Below are 19762 nucleotides of genomic sequence, written 5' to 3'. Positions count from 1 at the left end.
CTGCCCCACCGCAAGCCGATCTTAACCGAGTGTGACGTGCCAGGGATCTAGAGAGGCGTGCTTTATAGACCGCTTACGGATTTTCAGCAAGGATTCGGAGGACCGAATAGGGGTGCAGGAAACCGATTAGGGAGCCAAAGTGACTGCGCTCTGAATACCCACTCCTGTCTCTTTCTGGATCACCCTCGGGTAGCAAAGTAACAGAGGGTTCGCTGGCGAACCGGCCTCGACCCTGTGCGTATTCAGCGTCGTAGCTGTCGTTGTACTCGTCCTCGAGGTCACGCACGGCATGTGCGCGGATGAAGCTGGCGAACTGCTCGAACGTCAAACGGTCGCGCCGAACAGGCGCACCATCGCCTTCGGCGCCAGCGTACCTGTCGCGATCGAGTGCAGATTGTATTTCGTAGTCGGCCTTGACCGTTCTCAACGTGTACCCCAGCAACTCAAGCCGCGAAACCATCGAGTCGAGAGTGCGGCAAAAGCACATCTCACTTTGGGTGACATCTTCTTCGGGATGTTGCGCGTAGTAGTCGTAGTTGACACTAGGATGTCGGCGACGCTGACGGTCTCGCTCCTGAAACAGCATGCCGTGATCCATGCCGATGTATCTCGTGTTGTATGTGAGCTCGATGTTGCCCACGGTCAGCGTGATGGGTGTACTCATTTGACAATTTAAATTTCACCGACATCATCCCTACATTTTTCCCACCCGTACGCGGTGTGGGGTTTCTTAGTGATCAATCTAACCGCTTTGTTCCTGGCTGGGTTGCTACCGAACGAAGACGGTCACTGAAATTGTATTAGCCGGGACTTGATCTGACAGGTAGTCGGGCCGACAAAGAACGAGTCATCAATGGGGGATGAGTTTCTCCTTGGCGAGATCGAGCGAATCGAGGAAAGTGCGCATCGGCGTCTTGCCGTAACACCAGCGCCCCTGATGCTCTCGTTCATTGTTGTACTGGTCGAGCCACGCATCAAGGTCCGTCAGCGTTCGGCATTCACTAGCTCGATTCGGACTTCCCGCGGAGCAACTTGAATGCGGCCTTCCACCCTATCAACATGTCGCTCTACGCCGCAACGAGACTGCCCGACACCGGGATAATATCGCCGTGGATAGCCCGGTGAGTCGACTGCCACTTGCTCGCACACCATGCGCCAAACGTCGCTTCGACGTCATCGTCGGCCATGGTTCGATTCGTACTCGTCGTGGCGCATCCCTAAAGCTAGTGTAGCGAGCGAAATGGCGCGGGAAATACGGGCCAGCTACAAACGTAACTAGGGTGCGATGACAACCGCGCCAATGTCCGATGGCAAGCGGGAAAGTTCAACGGCCATCAACATCAACAAGCACTGGCTAACCTGCCAACGCCTTAGCCTCGGAAGCATTGATGAGCTCGGACGCGCAAAGCAACTTTTCCCGGCCGTATGTGCCACCAGCCATCGACGTGCCGACGGACCCGCCAACGTCACACCAATCATTCAACAATAAGTGTTCTTCGTCGCTGCCGAAATAAGAGAGTTGCTCGACCGGAGATGCGCGTATGATGGCCTCATCCGAGCCACGTTTGCCGATTGATCGCTCGCCCTCCGCTGCAGTCTGTGTCGCGCCCCTACTTGCGCACCACATTCCCCCCTCACCGTACCCGTCGTGCAGCAGCCGCACAGCTCGGCATCGGCTCCGACGCTGCCTTTGAGTGAACTCGAGTGTTCTCGAAAGGCAACAAGCCAAGATACAAATCATAACCAACAGGCGGAAAATATGAGCTGGTACTGCGAAGTGGAACGCGAATTGGTCCATATCAGGCGAGCGATCGGACTACTTGAGCAAGCACAACATGCCTTCATCAAGAGATCGCCCGTAAGCGATCCAGCGTATTGGAAAGTCAAGCTCAACAAACTCCGCACGCAATCGCAGCGAAACAAGGTCATCGAACTCCAAGTGGATGAGCTTTTGGGGCGCCTCGAACGAATGCACGATTCGCACAGCTGAAAATAGGAACCTGTTCTCTCATCCTCAACATTTTCCTTGGCTCTCTCAATCCCGGAGGCAGTTCGAGCGAGTCGAATCAAACCTTTGGAGCAACATCATGATTGACGCCACACCAAGCAACACGTTTCGACACCTTCCACTCTCGCCAGAGCAAGACGCAGAAATCCGCCACTATATAAAGAAGAAGGAACAAAGGGGGGAACAATGGGACACCCCCGAACTGGCGATGATGCTCGGAGATATGCTTTCCCCTCCACCCAGCGACGATGAGGAGCCAGAGCCTACGGTTGAAGAAACCAAACTGGCTTGCGAGTATGCATTAGCTTCGATCGACGAAGCCATGGAATCCGTTTCCGCAAGCGAAGAACGACTTGCCGCGATGGAAGCCGAAGAAATGAAGCATCCACAACGATAGTGTTGCGCCGGCGCCAACTTGTCATGTCCACGAATTGACGATCATCAGTGCCCGCCATTGCGGTTCGCAGCATACGCATCGGGACGCATGCGCAGGCACCGTATCAGAATCCTCGCGGGGGATCACGTAAGGCTGGTGTTGTCCGTCTACGATCTGACCAAAGGCCGCATCAATTTCCGGCACAGAGACGACCGGGAGCCGACCGCTTCGACTGGAAAGCGATTCGTTCGACGCTAGCTTGATCATGGTCGTCATCGAATGGACACGTGACAACGTCACCTCCTGACGCTCGCATGCCGATACCGCGCGCTTGCCGCCCGTATGCCGATGCGTTCTTGCGCAAAACCCGAAATAATTTGGACGTGCATCAAACGATGCGCGTATGATGGGTCCATCAGGAGGATCATCAGTCCTCTGACCTTCCGCCCCTCCATCCGCCCTCTTGCTGCATCGCCCTTCCTTCGCGCTGCAACGTAGCCCCCTTCACCAACCAGCCCGCTCCGCAACGTGGATACCGGCTGGATGTGTTCGCCCATGCGACTCGTCGTGGCCGAACGCCAGGAGTCTGTCATGAGCATGCACGTCTACCGTGGATTCGAGATTTATCCACTGATTTACCCTCACGTGCCGGCGCCCAATGGCTGCCCGCATAACTACGACGCCGGGTTCGACGCGGCGGTCAAGATTTGCCTTCGCGGGACCACCGATACGCTGACACAGAGCCAGACTTTCAGATTGCGCGACACATCGCCATTTGACAGCGCCGGCGACGCACGTCGTGCCTCGGTGCTCTATGCCGAGAACATCATCGACGACAATCGCGGCAAACAGGGGTTCTTTTCCAGCGCGCGCTGAGGCGACTCGTCAGCACAACACAATTCCCCGGTCATTTGGAGGCCGAAATGATCATCGACGAACTGCTCAGCTTGATCAGACGAAATGAGGTCGCCAGGATCGAAACCGTCGTGCCCGCCAGAATCGCCGATTCAGCGATGTGCCATCCACATGAGTTGCAAATGTTCATGGCTATACGTGCACTATCGATCGGAGCCGGATATTCGGAATTCGAATCCGACGAGATAGCAAGCGCCGTCATGACACAGCTCGGCTAGCTGTTCGTTTTAACCTTTCGAAACAGGATCTACATGACGACAATTACTCTAAAGCTCAACGAACCGATCGATGTCGCGCTGCGGCGATTTCGACGTGGCATCGAGAAAACAGGGCTGATTCGCGAGTTGCGCAGTCGAACTGGCTATGAAAAGCCCACGACGGTACGCAAGCGGAAAAAAGCCAGCGCCGTTGCTAGACAGCGCTTACGTGCGAAGCGCATGTTGCCACCCCGAAAAATGTACTAGGAGAGCGTCGTGTACAACATGCCGACCGAGGTGCCTCCGTTTTTCCCGCTGACCAAATGCGAAGTTGATTTCAATCAGCAGAAAGACATGGTGACTCTGTTGCCGAGCTTCTATGCATTCGGGTGCGAGTATACCAGCCGGGGTTTTCTGATCGGCCGGGATGACGCATTCAAATTGATTGCTGCATTAGAGAAGGCGCTCAGTATCCAAGGATGAGTACACACCGACGCGTTCACAAACATTGAAAGCCAGAAGACCAACCATGCGCGTCGCGACCAGGTATGTTGATTTGCTCTGTTTTCTTGTTGGGCTGCAACTCGTCACCCAAAGGAAAACTCGTCAGTGGCTGTCACCCCCTCAGCTCGTTGAATCACTTCAGGCATGGCTAGTTGTCCATCGAGCGAAATGCGAGTGGCGCGATCGTGTCTGGATAGGTCACGCTGCTCTTCAAATAGCGAAGTCTGTCCACGGCGTAGATAGCACCGCGCCCTCCGAACAACGTCCCAGTGTGGCAGATGATGCGGCAACCCACTCGCGAGGTGCGCTCACGAATCGGTTGGGTCTACGACTAAAGTGCATCCAGTACCTTCGGGAGCGGGTCTGATAGTAACCGTCCTCTTATGGGGCGAGCAATCGGGCAACAGCAGCATGCTAACGAGAAGAAATCGTCAGCTGTTGACTCGATCTCTTGGCTATCTCAACCCCATCGAGTACCGTGAAAGCTTCGGGTTAACGACCTAAATCAGTCCAAGAAAACGACCGCATCCCCGGTGGGTTGAGACTCGGTGGAAATCAACAGCCCGCCCCGCTGAACAGGCCGCCGCGCGTACTGCGCGTCGCCTGTTCGTGGGATGGAACTGAGAAAAAGCGCTAGCTGGCGGCCGTCACGCGCAAGTTGATGACGGTAGTGTTGCTTGGGGGGGATCGTGGCGATCATGGCCTTGACGCGAGATAGCGCTTGCGTGGCCGTGGTATAGGGCGCATTCTCGTGAGGTTCGATGTGCGTGACCGATGGTTTTGCTCCGACTCCTTACGCTTCCCCCTGTCCGCACAGCCAAGCAGAAAGCTCACCACGACGATCCTGCGCGCGAACGTCGAAGCTGCGAACTTCGCGTGTCAACCGAGCCTCCCTCTGAGGTTCGATCCGGCAGTTCCGTGCGCGAGAGATGCCGTCGGCGGCAAGCCCGCGGGTCGTCGTCCGGTCCTCGTATAGGGCGGGCGACGACGAAATTCAGTCACCGCGACGGTCCTGAAATTTGAAATTCTCTTTTTGGGAACCGGCATGCCTAAGCAAACCGAACTGAAGCCAGCCACGCCCGCCAGGCACAGCGATTACGTTGACGTGAAAAAGGCGCGCGCGTCAGCACTGAAGCGCGCGGACAGCGAGCGTGCCGAGAAGCGGCGCGAAAATGACGCTCGCATCAATGTCAACGCGAGCAAGTGGCGTTATATCTGTCAGGAGGGTTAGATGGGGAATAGCGCCGTGACACTCAACTTTCCCAATCCCAGTCGCACCTACGACGCTTCCAGGCACTGTGTATGCTTTTGGGGCTACGACAATTCTCGCGAGATTACCTTTCTGGTCGACGATGCGATGCTGGCGAAACTGAACTCCCACATGGGTTCTGGCGAGCTCGCCTTGCTTGCGGCCTTCGACCGTAATCGCGACCGGATTCTGGGACTTGCCAGAGACCTTTACAAGGGTGGTTCCCAGAACTGGTACACGATCTCGTGAGAGTGGCCCTCGTTTGCGCCCGCACTCCACGTGCGCCTTCATTCTGACCTGCACTAGCCGCGTGTGCGGGTATTCCGGGGTGAGAGGGGGCATGGATCGGTCAAAGCATGCGCTGCTTGATTATCACGAACGCAGCAAGCACCGTCTCAACTTCTACGCTCCTGGCCCTGGGGGGCTCGACTGGACAACCCAGCCGGATCCGTTTCGGGTATTTCACGGCGCACCGCGCGTTGCTCTGCCGTTAGCCGCGGACACCCTGGCCACGCGCTACAACGCGTTACGCTGCGGCACCTTGCCGCCCGCGCAGGGATTCGATCTGTCCCATCTGGCAATCCTGTTCGAACTCTCACTCGGCCTGTCGGCGTGGAAATCCTATGGCGCCCAGCGGTGGGCACTGCGCTGCAACCCTTCGAGTGGAAATCTGCATCCGACCGAGGGCTATCTTCTATGTCCGGCTCTGCCCGGCTTGTCCGCAGGCGTCTACCACTACCTGAGCCGGGATCATGCGCTTGAACATCGCGCTGCGGTGGACGAGCCACAATGGACCGAGGCGTTTTCGGAAAGTGGTGTCCTGGTCGGCATAAGCTCGATCCATTGGCGCGAGGCGTGGAAATACGGCATGCGCGCCTGGCGCTACTGCCAGCAGGATTGCGGTCATGTCATCGCTGCGATGAGTTACGCAGCCGCGGCGCTCGGCTGGCAGACGCGGTTGATGGAGTCGGCTGCGGATGATGCAGTGGCCGGCTTGCTTGGAGTGGACCGCCGCGAAGATTTCAAGGATGCCGAAACGGAGGCGCCGGATCTTTTGCTCTGGATCGGCAACCCTGACACGCGGCCCGATCTCGAGCGCATGCTGATCGCTCTGGACAGGGCACAGTGGCACGGACGCGCCAATCAACTGAGTTCGGGACATGTGACGTGGCTGGACATCGATTCGATTCATCGCGCCACACACAAGACCCATACTCGCGAATCACCCTCGCCGAACCCGGAGCAGTGTGCAGCGCCGGCGACGCCAGCCCTCGATCTCAGCTTCGCCCGAATCGCCAGACAGCGTCGCAGCGCCGTGAATTTCGATGGCACGACGCGCATCAGCGACGCGGCTCTTTTCAGCATGCTGGCGTGCCTGCTGACACATCCCGACACGCCGCCGTGGAATGCGCTGATGTCTCCGGCCGCAGTGCATGCGGCGCTATTGGTGCACCGCGTCGACGGCCTGGAGCCGGGCCTCTATATGCTCGTGAGAACGCCGGGCGCACTGCCGGATCTCAAGCGGTCTCTGCGTCCGGAATGGCTGTGGCAAAAGATCGGGCCGGACCATCTGCCGCTCTATTTTCTGCTGCCTTACGATTTGCGCGCGGCGGCAAAGTTGATTTGCTGCCACCAGGATATCGGTGCTGATTCCTGCTTTGCGCTTGGGATGATCGCGAGATTCGAAATCACGTTGAAGCAACCATGGCGTTATCGCCATCTGTTCTGGGAATGCGGCATGCTTGGCCAGGCGCTCTATCTCGAAGCAGAAGCCGCCGGAGTACGCGCGACGGGGATCGGCTGTTTTTTCGATGATGAAATGCACGCATTGCTCGGCGCGAAGGATCATGCTTGGCAATCCCTGTATCATTTCACCGTCGGTGGCGCGGTGGACGATCCACGCCTGTCGGCATTTCCGCCGTACGAGAATCAGCCTTGACGCGAAAGCCCAGGCATCGATCCTGGCGGGGGAATATCCGAAAGGATCGCTCGCTGCCCGAACATCGCGTGTAGTAATAATCGACGGGGCATATTGGTCCGATGTCGCCGGATCGTCCTTGCCAGCTTCCCGTCGACCTGTCCGGAGTCGACCGCATCCGTTCGATTTCACCCGGAGTGCTAGGATGATCGAATACACGCAGAAAGTCATTCTGGACGATATCACATCGAGAGCAGTACGGTCTCGCGCTCGAAGACGCCAGGAATCTCGCGCAAGGTCTGCTTCGCGAGTTCGAGTCTCAAGCCGATGACGCTTCGTGTCGTTGGGGCGTCTTGGGTAGAGGCTGCAGCCACTGGAGGAGTGACATATGTCGGGTCAGCCATCCATGATCGAAAATCATCTGCTGGCAGCATTACCGGTAGAAGATCTGGCGCATATTTCGCCGCAGCTCGTGCTGATCGACATGCCGTTGGGAAAGGTGCTGTACGAGTCGGGTGGTGCGCTCAGTCACGTCTATTTTCCGACGACGTCCATCGTGTCGCTGTTGTACGTGATGGAAGACGGTTCCTCAGCCGAAATTGCCATCGTCGGCAACGATGGGTTGATCGGCATCGCGCTATTCATGGGGGGCGAAACAACCCCGAGCCGCGCGATCGTCCAAAGCGCGGGACACGCTTACCGACTCGATGCGCGCATCCTGAAAGACGAGTTCTGTCGAGGCGGTTCGATGCAGCGGCTGTTGCTACGCTACACCCAGGCGCTCATCACACAGATGGCGCAAACAGCCGTATGCAATCGACATCACTCGATCGATCAGCAGCTCTGTCGGTGGCTCCTGCTCAGCCTCGATCGCCTGCCATCGAGCGAACTGAAAATGACGCAGGAACTGATCGCCAACATGCTCGGTGTCCGCCGGTCGGGCGTGACGGAAGCTGCGCTGAAACTTCAGGATGCCGGGTTGATCCGGTACAACTATGGGCACATCGAGGTATTGGATCGCTCCGGGCTTGAGAAGCGCGTGTGCGAATGCTACGGCGTGGTAAGGCGAGAATTCGACCGCCTGCTCCCTGATTTGAAGCGCCTTGAGAAACGGCGCTGATGCCAGACCCGCATCCATGCCATCCCGCCCGTACGGCAGCGTACCGACTTCAGACGCTCGCACGAGCAGGCTGACACATGACGCACAGACTGCAGATCGGCCGCAGACTTCATCGAGATGTAAACGCCGTGATCGAAGTGGGCCGTCGCGATCCGTATCGCTTGCGCAGTTTTATCTCGACTCGGGCGGCGCGAGCCAATCAATGACGAAACTGGGGTTGTGGAGGGAGCATGTTGATGAACGATTACCCGAAATGGGAAAAAAATGTGAAGGACGAGCAACAAGAACAGGCGGAGGCACGCGCGACCGACGATGGAATGCCCGTGGTTCACCCGGAGCGGCAGAGAAGCCATGCCCATTCGTGGAAAGCCGTTACACCCAAGCAACGTATTTCCGATGCAAGGAAACGTCTGGGCATGGGTTTTCTGCCGAACCTATAGCGCATGTGTAGCAAAACTCCTCGCTCTCAAACAGAACGTGGAGCCGCCCCAGCAAGGCGGAACTCGAAGCCGGCCAAGCGCCGGCTTTTTACTTTGGCGCGTCGCTTGTGACGACAAACGGCGCATGCATCACTTTCTCGCATCGGTGAAGCGACGCAACCCGGGCAGATGAATTCGCTGAGTCGCGTTCGGCAGCTACGCCAAGACAAGTTCGTGGCAGGAGGACCGCAACGCTGGGTGGCCAATTCCTTCCGTACACTCGGCCACCAACGCTTCGCGGCTCATATGGCGCGATTTCGCCACTGCATCGATCTTTTCGACGAGCTGCTTGGGGAGGCATAGCAAGACCAGCACCGAACACGACGTCGGCCGGGCGATATCAATGAACCTCCAGATTCCCTCGCCGTCGTCGATGCACGACGCATGCAATGCCGCCATGTCCGTTGTCGGGGACGGAATTAGGCGCGCACATTGGTCATACAGTTCATTGACCCGGTCGTTTGCGGTGTTTGCCAACTCGCTGTATGTGTGGCCCTCCACGTGCGCGCCGGGAAAATCCGGCAGCCATCCGCGATAGCCTGAGCCTTCCTGTCGGGTGATAAAGATGGGGTATTCCACGATCAACTCCGGATTCCTGTGTGACGTCGATCATTGTCGCTCCCAGGGGTGGGTGTGTCGGTACGCTAGAGAACGATCTCCAGGGATCCGATCTCATGCAGGTAGGTTCGGATCCGGGTATGGGGTGGGCACGCCGGACGACTGGCTCGAACGCCACGTCTATGCTCGCTATCCGAGTCTCGGCGTCGGGCTGTCCGGGCTGCCCGGCGTGTCGGCGTGGGCGATCCAGATGATGTGGATTCCGTTCTGGGCCGGCGGCGTGGTCAATGGTGGCGGCCACTTCGGCGGTTATCGGAATATCGCCACGTCCGATGCGAGCACCAACTTCTTCCCGCTGGGCATCCTGATCGGCGGAGAAGAGTTGCATAACAATCACCACGCGTACGTGACGTCCGCTAGGCTGTCGAACCGATGGTTCGAGTTCGACATCGGCTGGCTGTACATTCGCCTGCTGGCAGCATTGAGATTGGCGACCATTCGGCGGGTAGCAACGAAGCCGCGCCTGCTCTCGAACAAGGCTGTGGTCGACGACGCGACGCTGCAAGCGATCATCCGCAACCGACATGAAGTCATGGCCGCCTATGCGCGCATGTTCGAGCGCGCCTGCCGGTGGGAGCTGCGCCGCATCAAGGACATGAGCCGCGACGACAAGCGCGCGTTCGTGCTTGGTATGAAACGGTGGCTGCGCCAGGCCTGGGGCTATCGGGACAAGCCCGACCAGCAGGCGCTGACGAGCCGCAATGCCAGCCGGCGAATACGCGTGTACGTGGAGCGGTATGAGGCTTTGCTCGAGCTATGGGCGTGGTCACACGCATCGCGCGAACAATTGCTGGTCCAGTTGCAAAATTGGTGCCGCTACGCGGAGCAAAACGATGTCACCGCGATCGCCGATTTTTCGATACGCCTGCGGCGGTATACCTGATCCCGGAACGTCCGCGACGCGTCATGCGGGATCGGCGCGCAACAACGCGAGGGGCGAGCGCCATCCTCTGGCGGTATCGGGAGCAACGCTGCACCACTACTTCACCTGACGGTCGGAATCGGAATAGCGCCACTTGCTCGCATTGGAATCGATGCCGGCATAGTCGCGGGTACGCTTTTCGGCCCGTTCGATATCGGCTCGGGCCAGATCGTCGCGGTCCTTTTGTCGGGTCACCTGGTCGTGTCGATCGGGTAATGTGCTTGGATAATATTTCATAGATCCTCCGAAGTGAGGTGTGCTCGCGTAGCGAGGGGCCGCATCGAGTCGGATCGCTCGAACAGGATCGCGGTCAGATATCGCGGTCAGATGCACGGGTGTTGAGTACAGGATGGGCGAGTGGGAAGGGGAAGTCGGTACGTTGCCGTGCAGTGGCTGCTAGAGCCGTTTCGGTCAATCAAGTGGTGATGCGCCTAAAGGCTGCTTCCAAATGTCGAGCGGCCACCCAAAAGCCTGCTGCGCTACGACGCATGGACGACGCTCGGACCGGATCCCGAAGCAGTAGCCCACAACGCAACCTGCGGGTCATGAGCTCCGGATCAGCAGATGGCCAACCCATCGGGCTGTAGAACGGCGCGAGATTGTGGCGCAGATCACGCAGATCCAGGAAGTGATCGATACTTCTCGACAGGTGTTCACGAGGGGCGTGACTATAGCGGTTGATTTACCGCTCGGCATGAGGCTGCCATAACCATGCCCACCCGGGTTGATCGATCGAAGATGTGCGTACCTCCAGTCACGCTGCCATCGACGATTTTTCGGACTGAATGCCTTCGCAAACAGACCTCGTTTCGAATAGGCCGCTGAGCTCGCCGTCCGCAAGGAATGCGCAGGTTGGTGCAGTCAGAGAGCAGCAAGTAACCGGAGTTGATGTTCGCTTTCGGCCCCGCGAACCAGTGCATAGGCCCGCATCTCCGTGCGCTCAAGGAGCGAAATGGATTCCGAGCCGGAAAAGTCGCTCCATGCGTCGTCCGCGATCGAGGTCGGCGCGCCGCGGGCTCTCGCGAACGCTCGCAGGAGAGGGCTTGCCTCGCGGCGCAGCACGTGGCGGTCAGCGTTCAGAACATACGGTGGACAGTCAGTCCGTAAGACAAGGTAGTACGGAATCGCATTGCGATCACTTTGCATGGTGGCGATACCGGTGAGGAAGAATGCGTGCGTTCAGCTTCTCGCGTCGTCGTGGCCGACCGCTGCGTTTGACCGAACTACATGTCGATGACCGAAGCTCCACTCACCTTTCCGTCGATGATGTCCTTTCCCTGCTGCCGGGCGGCACGCCTTGCTATACCAAAGTCGGAGTATGCATGCGATTGGTCCAGCCTGAAAATACGGCTCGCGGCGGAGGTTGCTATCGCGCCCGGGCGGCATATCCGTACCGCGATGTCATACCCTTCGGCGTAACGGGAATGTCCGTCAAAGCGACTGAATGTACGGGCGAAGACGAGGGGATGAAGTTCGTACCCCTTGTAGAGAAGAAGCAGGTGTGTCGACATGTTGGCCACTCCACAGGGGGCGACTCGCTATACGCTCGAACGCGCTTTTCATTTCCGCTGCCGCAGCCGGCTTAGCAGCTCAAGCGCCACCGTGTCAGCGTCGTTGTTGATCATTTCCGCTTGCAACAACAGGCCGCCAACACGGACGGCTGCATCCCAACCATCTTCTGTCATTGCCCGATGGTTGCGTGCAAGCTGCTCGGCAAGAGCCAGGAGCGCCGCCATCCTTGCTGACTCGCCGGAAGTCCGGCGCTCCTCCCTCCCGGCAATGAGCCGGAACAGGCCCAGGACCGACTCGGCGGTAACGGAGGGGATAGTCATTCGGACTTTATACGCCCTTTCGGTCCGCCCCGCCCATATCTTCACGCTGGCCCCCGAGCCTGCCTAGTACCGCCTCGCATACCCCTCGCGATACAGCGAGGCGCCGATCGACGTCAGAACTGCGATCTCATCCTCATTCAATCGACTCCATGCCTCCGCCAACCAGCCAGCGAATCCGGCACAAGCATGGTCCAGATCGGCGGCCGCCTTTCCCTCTGCGTTCATCCGCTCGAAGATCATCATCACGTCATGTGGCGTCATAGTCCGCTCCTCGTGAGCTTCCAGCATAGGCGATCGGTGGCGTCCGCCCCTACTCCTTCGCACGCTCGATGTTCGCTCTCTGGCGTGCCCGCAGCCACAAGCCGAAGCCGGCCAGTAGCGGGTCGACCTGGTGTCCTGTTCCGTTGACGTCAACATACTACGCACATATGGATCGGTTAAGGCCTACGCGAGCCATGTCATTGCCCGCATCGCCGATGCATCCCGTGAACCGCGTCGGTCAGTTACAGCCATGGGCCGTCGCTGGTCAGCTTCGCTCCAATATCGTCTGAGTGTATGGTCATATCAATTCGTATTCCTATGTGATCGGTCGGTCATGAACGGACGGAATGTCCTTTGACTGACGGAATCGGCCGATCGAATGTCATGGTGACGTAGGCAGCCAACGACTGCTGATGGCCAGCTGTTGCCTGCCGCAGCGACGCACGGCATTTGATTCGACGAATGAGCGCTTCGGTCACGACTCTCATGGTCGCAACGGGACTACACTGAAGACGCTATAGCAGGAGGAGACAGCGATGACAAACTCTGACCCCCAAAGTACCTTCCAGGGGCTGCCGTTAACCGCGGAGCAGGACGCGGAAGTGAAACACTACATAAAGGTCCGAACCAGGCGTGGCCTGCCATGGGACACGCCGGAGCTGAGCGCGATGCTCAAGGACATGCTGCTACCCCCGGGTGACGGCAACAGCGATGTCGACTCCCCGGAGGACGAAACTAAAGCGGCCGCCGAGCGTGCAACGGCGTCGGTTGACGAAGCGATGGACCCTGTCGAGGCGAGCGAGGAGCGGAATGCAGCCATGGAGTCGGAAAGCATGAAAGGACCCAGACGATAAAACCGCAGGCGATGACGCTTGCTTCCCGGTGGCGCCGTATGTGGGGGATCGTAAGGTATTCCGCATGAGTTGGGTGTGTATGATTTCAACGCTCGAACGCGTGCCGTCGGCCCCGTGACATCGAGCCGCGCGACATCTCCGCTGAACACGAGGGGGCCGGATATGCGGCTGATCGAACCGGATGAACACAGAGACTTTCTGGCGACCTTGGAGTGCCGTGGCTTGGCAGAGGGCGATTTCGATCTTCAGGAAACGGATACGACCGACCCGAAGGGTGATGAGAACCTCGGTCTACAGGGCTATGTCACCATCACCAGGCTCTCGACGCAGATTACGAAGGAATACGTGATCGGCGACGAAAGCGACTGGCTACAGCATTTCAGGAAAGATCTCGAAGCGGGTGCCTTCGACCGACTGGAATGATATCCCGACGCGACGCGCCGCACTTGGGAGGAAGTTCGGCTCACGAGAGTCGCGGACTTCGAGGATGCGGAACGCATGCGGCCCGATCTGGCGGTGATGAGCCCGTTGGAGGGAGTGCTTGCTGCCTTGGTCTGTGGCCCTCCAAGGATGGCCATTCTCTCGACCGACCTTCGACACCGCGTCAGCCTGCTTTGGCAGCAGCATGTATTGCCGTCGGCCTCGATCCCGGCGACGCCCTGATTGCTCGGGCGGCTGGCGTGCCACCCGAATTTCAATTCATCGACGCGGGGAGATCGTCGACCAAATTCGCGTCGAGCCATTCGAGCGCCCAGTTTTTCGCAAAGGCAATCGCATCCTCGCGCACGTCGAAGCCAGCCAGATCTCCGCTCAGTTGAACGTCGCACTCACTGCCGTCTGCACGATCGATGCTGATCCGCGCGTGTGCCATGTATTCCCCGTCGGCCCTGCGCGGTGTCGGGTCGATATGGAATCGGGTTGAGTCGAGTTGCATTTTCCTTCCTCCTTCAGTTGCTGCGGGGCCCGTGGCCACCGCGAAGCGTATCGTCGCGACCAGAACAGTCAAAGCTTGAGGAGTGCCATGATCTGGCCTGCTTCCTGGTCCGATTCGTAGCTCGCCATTCCGCCTTTGCGCAACAGCGCGCGGATCGAGAAAAACATCAGGAAGGCATCCTCATCGATTTCATGACGACGATCGAGAATGACGCCGTCCATCTCGGCACGAGCGTCATACGGCAGGAACTGTTCGATGACACCAGAACCATCGCGTCGAATCCATTTCAACAGGTCTTTCCTGTTCATATCCAGCCTCCCGACGTTGCCGGCGCGCCATGCGCCAGGCGTGTTTGAGTCTGTGGCGGCGCCGCGGACGCAGAAACAGGATGGACCGAGGAAGAGATCAGGACGCGTTATCCAACACGCTCGTGTCCTGTAGACATGCATCGATCAGGCGCTTCGCATACGCAGCCGATACGCGGCGCGCTCGTCCGCATTGCGCGGTTTCGATGAGAGGCCCGATCACGTTCGGAGGGGGGCGCCTTGAGTGGCGCGGGAATCGGTAGCGAGTCAGTCAACAAATCCATCCTACGCCCATTGGCGAACTTGTACAGCGAAAGTTCTGCGCGAACCGCCGCATGGCATGCCGCCCCGATTGGGCGCGGCACGGACCGGCTCAGCCGCGTGTGAACAATCGCCGATACGCGGGGAGATGGTGCCCTGACGGTATCGTCGAAATTTCAATTAGACATTCGAAGCAAATCAAAACCGAGGAGCCAAGGGTATACAACCGGGGCGAGCCTCGCCGATCGCGGCGTGTTCTTGCGATGCCACCCGAAATGCTCCGACCGAAACAGCTTGACAGGGTGTTTGGTCCCCCGTAGGGTGGGTGTCTGAAGCCTTCAAGAAGCGCGATTGCTGGTCATCACTGACCGCGGAACGCGGTATTCGTTGTCCTCTCCCTCCTTGATCCTTTTTCGTGCCCCCCTATCGGGGCGCATACATTTGTCCAATATCAGGAGAATTTCCGTGGATACCGGTACCGTCAAGTGGTTCAACGACAACAAGGGTTTTGGCTTCATCACGCCTGACAGCGGCGGCGACGATCTGTTCGCGCACTTCTCGGAGATTCGCGGCGATGGCTTCAAGACGCTGGCCGAAGGTCAAAAGGTCAGCTACGAGACGAAGCCCGGGCCCAAGGGCCTGCAGGCGTCGAACATCATTCCTCAGTAATCCACATCATTCGTCGGTCCTGCGTGCAGGATCGGCCACGCAGTCATCGTCGGGGATCTTTCGCATCTGCCGCAGGCGCCCACAGTCCTGCTGCGGCTACCGTTTCGCCTCAAGACGTACACCCCAAGGAAGAAAGTGGGGGATGCCGCGCATCCGGCGGCGAACAATCGGGCGCTCATTCATCGTGAGTTCGCGATCGACGCATATGGAGGTGACTTCGACCATGAGTCAGTTGCGCAACAAGAAGTCACTCGCGAGACCACGGCGCTCCAAGGATTTGCCGGTGCTCGGCGCGGCGCTGAACTGGGTGCCACCGAAGGCACCCTCTGCGCCCGCCAAATCGAGCGGGAAGAAGCGCTCCACCGAGACGCGATAACGAGACACGTTAACGCCGGACGAGGTGCGGCCCGCATGTCGCGTTGGTACGCGCCCCCCACGCATGGGCGTTTTCGATATTTGCACTGAAACCGCTCCCTGTCGGGGACCGGATATCCGCACGCCGCTGTGATTGCGGCGCGTCACATTGATTGGAGAAATTGATTTGGCAAAGGAAGAATTGCCGGAATTGGACGGCGTCGTGGATGAGGTGCTCCCGGACAGCAGGTTTCGCGTTACCCTGGAAAACGGCGCGGTCGTTGCGGCGTACGCATCGGGCCGCATGCGCAAACACCGCATCCGTATTCTCGCCGGCGACCGGGTTAGGCTGGAATTGTCGGTCTATGACCTTACCAAAGGGCGTATCAATTTCCGGCACAAAGACGAACGGGCTTCGCCCGGTGTGCCTTGAAACCGATTTGTTCGACGCTAACCATGTAGCGCCGATACAGGATTGATTGCACTCGTCTACGCAATTCGTAGCCATCAATCACCAGGAGTTCATCATGAGTATGCGTACCTATCGCGGATTCGAAATATATCCGCTGATTTATCCTCACTTTCACACAGGCGCTGGCCGTACTCACAACCACGAAGCCGGTTTCGACGCGGCGGTCAAGGTTTGCCTGCGCGGTACTGACACCACGCTGACCCGGAGCCAGACCTTCAAGCTTGTAGACGGTTCGCCGTTTGCCAGTGCCGGTGACGCACGCCGGGCTTCGCAACGTTACGCAGAAGACATCGTCGATCAGAACCGAGGCGAACATTGGATGTTCGACGCAGTTCTTTGATACGGCTCTCTGTTGAACAGCAGCGCGCGTCAATCGGAGACGCGCGTCCCGATCTGAAATTGCGCGAGCCGACGCCATGCTGCCGGTCAACGGGAAACTCGCGTCGTAACACCGACATTCCTTTCTGTCCCGTGCTCTCAAGGCAGATCAACGGACGAGCGGCCGCATTGTGCGACTGGCGCGCTACGCGCTGATGGACGTCGCGTTGCCGATCGACGTTGCGTAACGACCAGGCCGCCGACGCAGATTCAATCGATGCCTTGCGCCTTTTCGTGCCCTTGGATTTGCTCTTCGAGCAATCTGCGCGCGAGCGTTCGCGCGGCGTCACGGGCCTCCACGTCCGATGCAAAATCCCCTTCGGTATCGTATTGCTCAGAGGTGCCGGGATCCTCTCCGATGCGGTGCAAGTGGACGATTCCGCGATAGCGCTCAGACGTGGTCTGCATCACGCGAGGGCGTGCCACGTGCGTGTGGGTTGTACACACTTCATCATCCATGATGTCTTCCTTGCCACGCCCCCTGGTGAGACAACCAAATGGTCGACTTCATGCGCCCGCCTGCATCGGTGCGTTTGGTCCCCGGTAAACTTCGGCAAGGCGGGGTTATCGCCGCCAGCGCGGAGATGTCAATGTTTGCGGTGTATCCACCCCAAGTGATGGGAATCCAACCACTGAACGACTTCCATACTTGAATGTTCGCTCTGGTAACGGCGCGCCAACGCGACTGCAACCACCGCGACCACCGCAAAACCAACCACCCAACCAATCATCGACTGAGTCATGACAGTCTCCTTGCGGAATGCAGCCATGACTGAATTCTAGGCGTCTTGGGGGAAGGATTCACAAGTCCTGCGCCACGCCGCGCGGACGAAGCGCCTCCACATGCACGATCGTGGGGAAGGTACGCTCGACCTCCACCTGATCGGTCGCGCCCCATATCCAAGGATCTGGGGCGCAAGCGATTAAGCAGGTCATACACTGGAAAATGGTCGCGTCGGAAAGCGAACCTCTGCTGTCTCGGCACCAGGATGTCGGCAAACGCGCGCTCATGCGTCGTGCGACAGGCTGCGTTTGATCAGCCGCCGGGCCAACAGGCGCCATCCGATCGCTTCAACGCCGCCGACATCCAGAACGGATCGCTGCTCTCAGGTCGCCCGGGCGATAGGGGCGCATGCTCGGTCGAATCCGAGATATCTGTCGCCATGCGTCTCAGGGGTCGAGGCGGAAATCCTGTTGACGTACGAGCCGCGGTGAGGCCTGACCGTCACGCGGCCCACACATCAAATGATCATAGAACTGTACTCATTGCGTGAAGCGCTCGAAGCCAAGGCGGCGAGCCTGGCAGCGCAGCATGCGTATCTGCTCGATACAGACGCCGTTCGCGACGCCGTCCCAATTGTGCGCTACACCCGATGTTGAGGTCCGCAAACTACCGTTCGTTGTGTGCGAGCGGGTGCGAAATACACACTTTCGCGCGGACATACGGACGAACGGGAGCGAAAAAGAAAATGCCCGCTCATCAAGCGGGCATTTGAAGAGGTGGGGCGAGAACATGCCGCGGAACCACGTCCAAGCCGGTAAGCCCCGCTCCCTGTTTTCTTTCGCCGAACATAGCTGGCTACGACGTGAGAGTAGCCGCTATTTTGCAGACCCGCAACGGGTGTACCCGACCCTATCCGGCCGCACCGGCCTCGAGCGATGTAACGTAACGCAGCAGGTCTTCAGTGCGCCCTTCTGAAACGAGCTGCTCAGCAGTCTTGTAATCAAAGGTCGGCAACGGTTCATTGCGATACCAGAAGAGCGCCCTCTGAACGTCGCCGGAGATATCGGTAGCCGCTCGGATGATCCGAAGTGCGTCCCGAAGGAACTTCTGCACGCTTTCGGAGCCCGCCAGTCGGCTCAAGGTATTGCGATGGACATGGGCCAGCCGTGAGAGCGTTTGCATATCGATATGCAAGGCGGCCGCGAACCGGCGAGCTGAGACGATCGGCGCGCCGCTATCACGGTCCCTCAACGACTCCATGAACTGGTCGAAACCACCGGATGGCGTTGGGTCGTAGTCGACGTTTGGATCCATAGCAGATTGATCAACGCACACGATATGCACATTTATAGCACATGCCGATCAGCACGATCGGATTCTGATGCGCACTTCTGCGCCGATGCTTGTTGCCAAGCTCCGCCGAGACGCGTAGTCGGAAGTGGGCAGCATCCCGAAGACGACTTTTCTGAGAATTCCCGTGCCCAAGGACACTTTTTCTGAGATGTGCGCCATGCGGTTGTCTCAAAAAAGATGTCCAAGTCCTTGATCTGTCTAGGGGGCCAAAGACACCTTTTCTGAGAGCCCACACTGAAAATGTAGGTTCTCAGAAAAGATGTCTATGGTCTCAACAAGTTGTCTTTGAATAAAAGACGACATCTCATGAACACAGGATGTGACCTGCATCGATCTGTAACAAGTAGCTGGAGAATATTTGTCTGCGGGGACTTTTAGCACAATGTTCGATCGACAACGCCGCTTCGTTGTCGTTTCGGTTTAGGTGCGCAGCCCAACGCTCGCCCACGGATTCGTCCGACAGGTTGTATGCGTGCTTCAGGTACAGCAGCCCGGCCATCAGCCGAATTCGCAAGCGCGGTCGGCCGGCTGCGCTCACTCCAGCACTGGCGAGCTGGGGCGCCGTGCCGAACAGATCGATTCCTTCGCTGGCCACTTCAGCCCGATCGCGATGGGCAAACAGCGGCGCGAACGATGCTTCGATCTGCGCCCACGGCATCCTTGTTGCAGGTACCGCAAGCGGATGGCGCGGGTCGATCATGGCATCCAGCAACGGAAGAAATCGTCGGTCATCGCGTCCTCGAACTCCCAGGCTTTGAATCAGGTCGATATCCTTTCCGGGAGTTCGATCAACCGCGGATCACCTGCATTTCCTTGCCGTGCAAAGCTCACACTGGCTTGGCAGGTCCGACCCCATACAGTCAAAAAGTTATCAAACCTCTTGCTGTACGTGAAATCGAGGCAGGATCAGTTCCACGTACAGCAACTCATGCGGCGACCAAGCCGGCCTCGTAGTCGACGGGAGCAAGCAAGTCGATCAAGGTATGCAGGCGTTGCCAATTGAAATAGCCTTCGATCCAATCGACGCTATCCATGCGGGCTTGGGCGCGCGTTTCGCCT

28 protein-coding genes and 7 pseudogenes are annotated in these 19762 nt (G+C 58.4%); 17 read left to right on the top strand and 18 right to left on the bottom strand.

Annotation, left to right across the window (positions count from 1 at the left end; all coding sequences use genetic code 11):
- Positions 1–73: 73 nt before the first annotated feature.
- Together BDI24065_RS03230 and BDI24065_RS40975 are read right to left on the bottom strand one after the other, a co-directional pair.
- A complete protein-coding gene (locus BDI24065_RS03230) occupies positions 74–664 on the bottom strand; it encodes a HEPN/Toprim-associated domain-containing protein (protein ID WP_175029970.1) in 591 nt (196 codons plus the stop codon).
- Positions 665–850: 186 nt separating this feature from the next.
- Positions 851–958, bottom strand: a pseudogene (locus BDI24065_RS40975) (IS481 family transposase); the annotation flags it as partial.
- Positions 959–2087: 1129 nt separating this feature from the next.
- Here BDI24065_RS40975 and BDI24065_RS03225 point away from each other — a divergent pair.
- The 11 genes and pseudogenes from BDI24065_RS03225 to BDI24065_RS03175 all read left to right on the top strand — a co-directional run bounded on the left by BDI24065_RS03225 (position 2088) and on the right by BDI24065_RS03175 (position 8727).
- The gene (locus tag BDI24065_RS03225; protein ID WP_132021451.1) at positions 2088–2405 is read left to right on the top strand and encodes a hypothetical protein; all 318 of its coding nucleotides are present in this window, start codon (positions 2088–2090) and stop codon (positions 2403–2405) included.
- A gap of 69 nt (positions 2406–2474) precedes the next feature.
- Positions 2475–2642, top strand: a pseudogene (locus BDI24065_RS03220) (translation initiation factor IF-1); the annotation flags it as partial.
- A gap of 333 nt (positions 2643–2975) precedes the next feature.
- Positions 2976–3260 carry a hypothetical protein gene (locus BDI24065_RS03215; protein ID WP_174948435.1) on the top strand — a complete coding sequence of 95 codons (285 nt, stop codon included), beginning with the start codon at positions 2976–2978 and terminating at the stop codon, positions 3258–3260.
- A 47-nt stretch (positions 3261–3307) separates the two neighbouring features.
- On the top strand, positions 3308–3517 hold the full coding sequence (locus BDI24065_RS03210) for a hypothetical protein (RefSeq protein ID WP_174956575.1): 210 nt from the start codon (positions 3308–3310) through the stop codon (positions 3515–3517).
- Between the two features lie 33 nt (positions 3518–3550).
- A complete protein-coding gene (rpsU, locus tag BDI24065_RS03205) occupies positions 3551–3763 on the top strand; it encodes a 30S ribosomal protein S21 (protein WP_174948437.1) in 213 nt (70 codons plus the stop codon).
- 18 nt (positions 3764–3781) lie between these two features.
- Entirely contained in the window at positions 3782–3979 is a 198-nt protein-coding gene (locus BDI24065_RS03200; RefSeq protein ID WP_264166984.1) for a hypothetical protein, read from the top strand.
- 1066 nt (positions 3980–5045) lie between these two features.
- Positions 5046–5231, top strand: coding sequence for a hypothetical protein (locus BDI24065_RS03195; RefSeq protein ID WP_174956576.1), 186 nt, complete (start codon positions 5046–5048; stop codon positions 5229–5231).
- Positions 5232–5498, top strand: a complete 267-nt coding sequence (locus tag BDI24065_RS03190; RefSeq protein ID WP_009907020.1) for a DUF1488 domain-containing protein — start codon at positions 5232–5234, stop codon at positions 5496–5498.
- 91 nt (positions 5499–5589) lie between these two features.
- On the top strand, positions 5590–7188 hold the full coding sequence (locus BDI24065_RS03185; protein ID WP_174956577.1) for a SagB/ThcOx family dehydrogenase: 1599 nt from the start codon (positions 5590–5592) through the stop codon (positions 7186–7188).
- A gap of 367 nt (positions 7189–7555) precedes the next feature.
- Positions 7556–8287, top strand: a complete 732-nt coding sequence (locus tag BDI24065_RS03180) for a Crp/Fnr family transcriptional regulator (RefSeq protein WP_089486742.1) — start codon at positions 7556–7558, stop codon at positions 8285–8287.
- 230 nt (positions 8288–8517) lie between these two features.
- Positions 8518–8727: a hypothetical protein gene (locus BDI24065_RS03175; RefSeq protein ID WP_226217510.1), complete on the top strand. Its 210-nt coding sequence runs from the start codon at positions 8518–8520 to the stop codon at positions 8725–8727.
- 195 nt (positions 8728–8922) lie between these two features.
- Here BDI24065_RS03175 and BDI24065_RS03170 read toward each other — a convergent pair whose 3' ends face one another.
- A complete protein-coding gene (locus BDI24065_RS03170; protein WP_089486753.1) occupies positions 8923–9345 on the bottom strand; it encodes a type II toxin-antitoxin system HicB family antitoxin in 423 nt (140 codons plus the stop codon).
- Between the two features lie 118 nt (positions 9346–9463).
- Between BDI24065_RS03170 and BDI24065_RS03165 the strand changes: the two are divergent.
- Positions 9464–10267 (top strand): annotated as a pseudogene (locus tag BDI24065_RS03165) (DesA/ISL3 alpha bundle tail domain-containing protein); the annotation flags it as partial.
- Between the two features lie 96 nt (positions 10268–10363).
- Here the strand turns inward: BDI24065_RS03165 and BDI24065_RS03160 are convergent.
- The 7 genes and pseudogenes from BDI24065_RS03160 to BDI24065_RS40965 form a co-directional block, all read right to left on the bottom strand.
- Positions 10364–10543, bottom strand: a complete 180-nt coding sequence (locus BDI24065_RS03160; RefSeq protein ID WP_029227485.1) for a hypothetical protein — start codon at positions 10541–10543, stop codon at positions 10364–10366.
- Positions 10544–10765: 222 nt separating this feature from the next.
- Positions 10766–10988, bottom strand: a pseudogene (locus BDI24065_RS40970) (IS5/IS1182 family transposase); the annotation flags it as partial.
- Between the two features lie 179 nt (positions 10989–11167).
- Positions 11168–11452: a hypothetical protein gene (locus BDI24065_RS41470; RefSeq protein ID WP_009907029.1), complete on the bottom strand. Its 285-nt coding sequence runs from the start codon at positions 11450–11452 to the stop codon at positions 11168–11170.
- A 77-nt stretch (positions 11453–11529) separates the two neighbouring features.
- Positions 11530–11817 (bottom strand): hypothetical protein, encoded by a 288-nt coding sequence (locus tag BDI24065_RS03155; RefSeq protein WP_009907030.1) that lies wholly within the window; start codon positions 11815–11817, stop codon positions 11530–11532.
- A 48-nt stretch (positions 11818–11865) separates the two neighbouring features.
- Positions 11866–12138 carry a hypothetical protein gene (locus BDI24065_RS03150; RefSeq protein WP_009907031.1) on the bottom strand — a complete coding sequence of 91 codons (273 nt, stop codon included), beginning with the start codon at positions 12136–12138 and terminating at the stop codon, positions 11866–11868.
- Between the two features lie 63 nt (positions 12139–12201).
- Positions 12202–12399 carry a hypothetical protein gene (locus tag BDI24065_RS03145; RefSeq protein ID WP_012339007.1) on the bottom strand — a complete coding sequence of 66 codons (198 nt, stop codon included), beginning with the start codon at positions 12397–12399 and terminating at the stop codon, positions 12202–12204.
- Positions 12400–12451: 52 nt separating this feature from the next.
- Positions 12452–12514, bottom strand: a pseudogene (locus BDI24065_RS40965) (SOS response-associated peptidase family protein); the annotation flags it as partial.
- Between the two features lie 421 nt (positions 12515–12935).
- Between BDI24065_RS40965 and BDI24065_RS03140 the strand changes: the two are divergent.
- Positions 12936–13253, top strand: coding sequence for a hypothetical protein (locus BDI24065_RS03140; protein WP_009907033.1), 318 nt, complete (start codon positions 12936–12938; stop codon positions 13251–13253).
- A 162-nt stretch (positions 13254–13415) separates the two neighbouring features.
- On the top strand, positions 13416–13676 hold the full coding sequence (locus BDI24065_RS03135) for a hypothetical protein (RefSeq protein ID WP_009907034.1): 261 nt from the start codon (positions 13416–13418) through the stop codon (positions 13674–13676).
- Positions 13677–13947: 271 nt separating this feature from the next.
- On the opposite strand, the gene BDI24065_RS03130 is transcribed toward BDI24065_RS03135, so the two are convergent.
- Positions 13948–14187 (bottom strand): hypothetical protein, encoded by a 240-nt coding sequence (locus tag BDI24065_RS03130; protein ID WP_174956778.1) that lies wholly within the window; start codon positions 14185–14187, stop codon positions 13948–13950.
- A 68-nt stretch (positions 14188–14255) separates the two neighbouring features.
- Positions 14256–14495, bottom strand: coding sequence for a hypothetical protein (locus BDI24065_RS03125; protein WP_012339005.1), 240 nt, complete (start codon positions 14493–14495; stop codon positions 14256–14258).
- Positions 14496–15218: 723 nt separating this feature from the next.
- Between BDI24065_RS03125 and BDI24065_RS03120 the strand changes: the two genes are divergently transcribed.
- A complete protein-coding gene (locus BDI24065_RS03120) occupies positions 15219–15422 on the top strand; it encodes a cold-shock protein (RefSeq protein ID WP_174956579.1) in 204 nt (67 codons plus the stop codon).
- 228 nt (positions 15423–15650) lie between these two features.
- Here BDI24065_RS03120 and BDI24065_RS03115 read toward each other — a convergent pair whose 3' ends face one another.
- Positions 15651–15806: a hypothetical protein gene (locus tag BDI24065_RS03115; protein WP_155772935.1), complete on the bottom strand. Its 156-nt coding sequence runs from the start codon at positions 15804–15806 to the stop codon at positions 15651–15653.
- A 157-nt stretch (positions 15807–15963) separates the two neighbouring features.
- Here BDI24065_RS03115 and infA point away from each other — a divergent pair, with 157 nt between their 5' ends.
- Together infA and BDI24065_RS03105 are read left to right on the top strand one after the other, a co-directional pair.
- The gene (gene infA / locus BDI24065_RS03110) at positions 15964–16209 is read left to right on the top strand and encodes a translation initiation factor IF-1 (protein WP_122948221.1); all 246 of its coding nucleotides are present in this window, start codon (positions 15964–15966) and stop codon (positions 16207–16209) included.
- Positions 16210–16303: 94 nt separating this feature from the next.
- Positions 16304–16588, top strand: a complete 285-nt coding sequence (locus BDI24065_RS03105; protein WP_038711778.1) for a hypothetical protein — start codon at positions 16304–16306, stop codon at positions 16586–16588.
- A 248-nt stretch (positions 16589–16836) separates the two neighbouring features.
- Here the strand turns inward: BDI24065_RS03105 and BDI24065_RS03100 are convergent, their stop codons facing one another.
- The 5 genes and pseudogenes from BDI24065_RS03100 to BDI24065_RS03080 form a co-directional block, all read right to left on the bottom strand.
- On the bottom strand, positions 16837–17085 hold the full coding sequence (locus BDI24065_RS03100; RefSeq protein WP_240202650.1) for a hypothetical protein: 249 nt from the start codon (positions 17083–17085) through the stop codon (positions 16837–16839).
- Positions 17086–17213: 128 nt separating this feature from the next.
- Complete coding sequence (locus tag BDI24065_RS03095) at positions 17214–17369, bottom strand: hypothetical protein (RefSeq protein WP_165940524.1); 156 nt, start codon at positions 17367–17369, stop codon at positions 17214–17216.
- A gap of 890 nt (positions 17370–18259) precedes the next feature.
- The gene (locus BDI24065_RS03090) at positions 18260–18664 is read right to left on the bottom strand and encodes a DUF2384 domain-containing protein (protein WP_009898182.1); all 405 of its coding nucleotides are present in this window, start codon (positions 18662–18664) and stop codon (positions 18260–18262) included.
- A gap of 472 nt (positions 18665–19136) precedes the next feature.
- Positions 19137–19403 (bottom strand): annotated as a pseudogene (locus BDI24065_RS40960) (IS5/IS1182 family transposase); the annotation flags it as partial.
- Positions 19404–19629: 226 nt separating this feature from the next.
- A pseudogene (locus tag BDI24065_RS03080) lies at positions 19630–19758 on the bottom strand (IS3-like element ISBvi3 family transposase); the annotation flags it as partial.
- Positions 19759–19762 lie beyond the last annotated feature (4 nt).

It is taken from the genome of Burkholderia lata (assembly GCF_902499025.1).
Classification (GTDB): domain Bacteria; phylum Pseudomonadota; class Gammaproteobacteria; order Burkholderiales; family Burkholderiaceae; genus Burkholderia; species Burkholderia lata_C.
The sequence above is the reverse complement of the archived record's forward strand: the minus strand, read 5'-3'. Positions and strand labels throughout refer to the sequence as shown.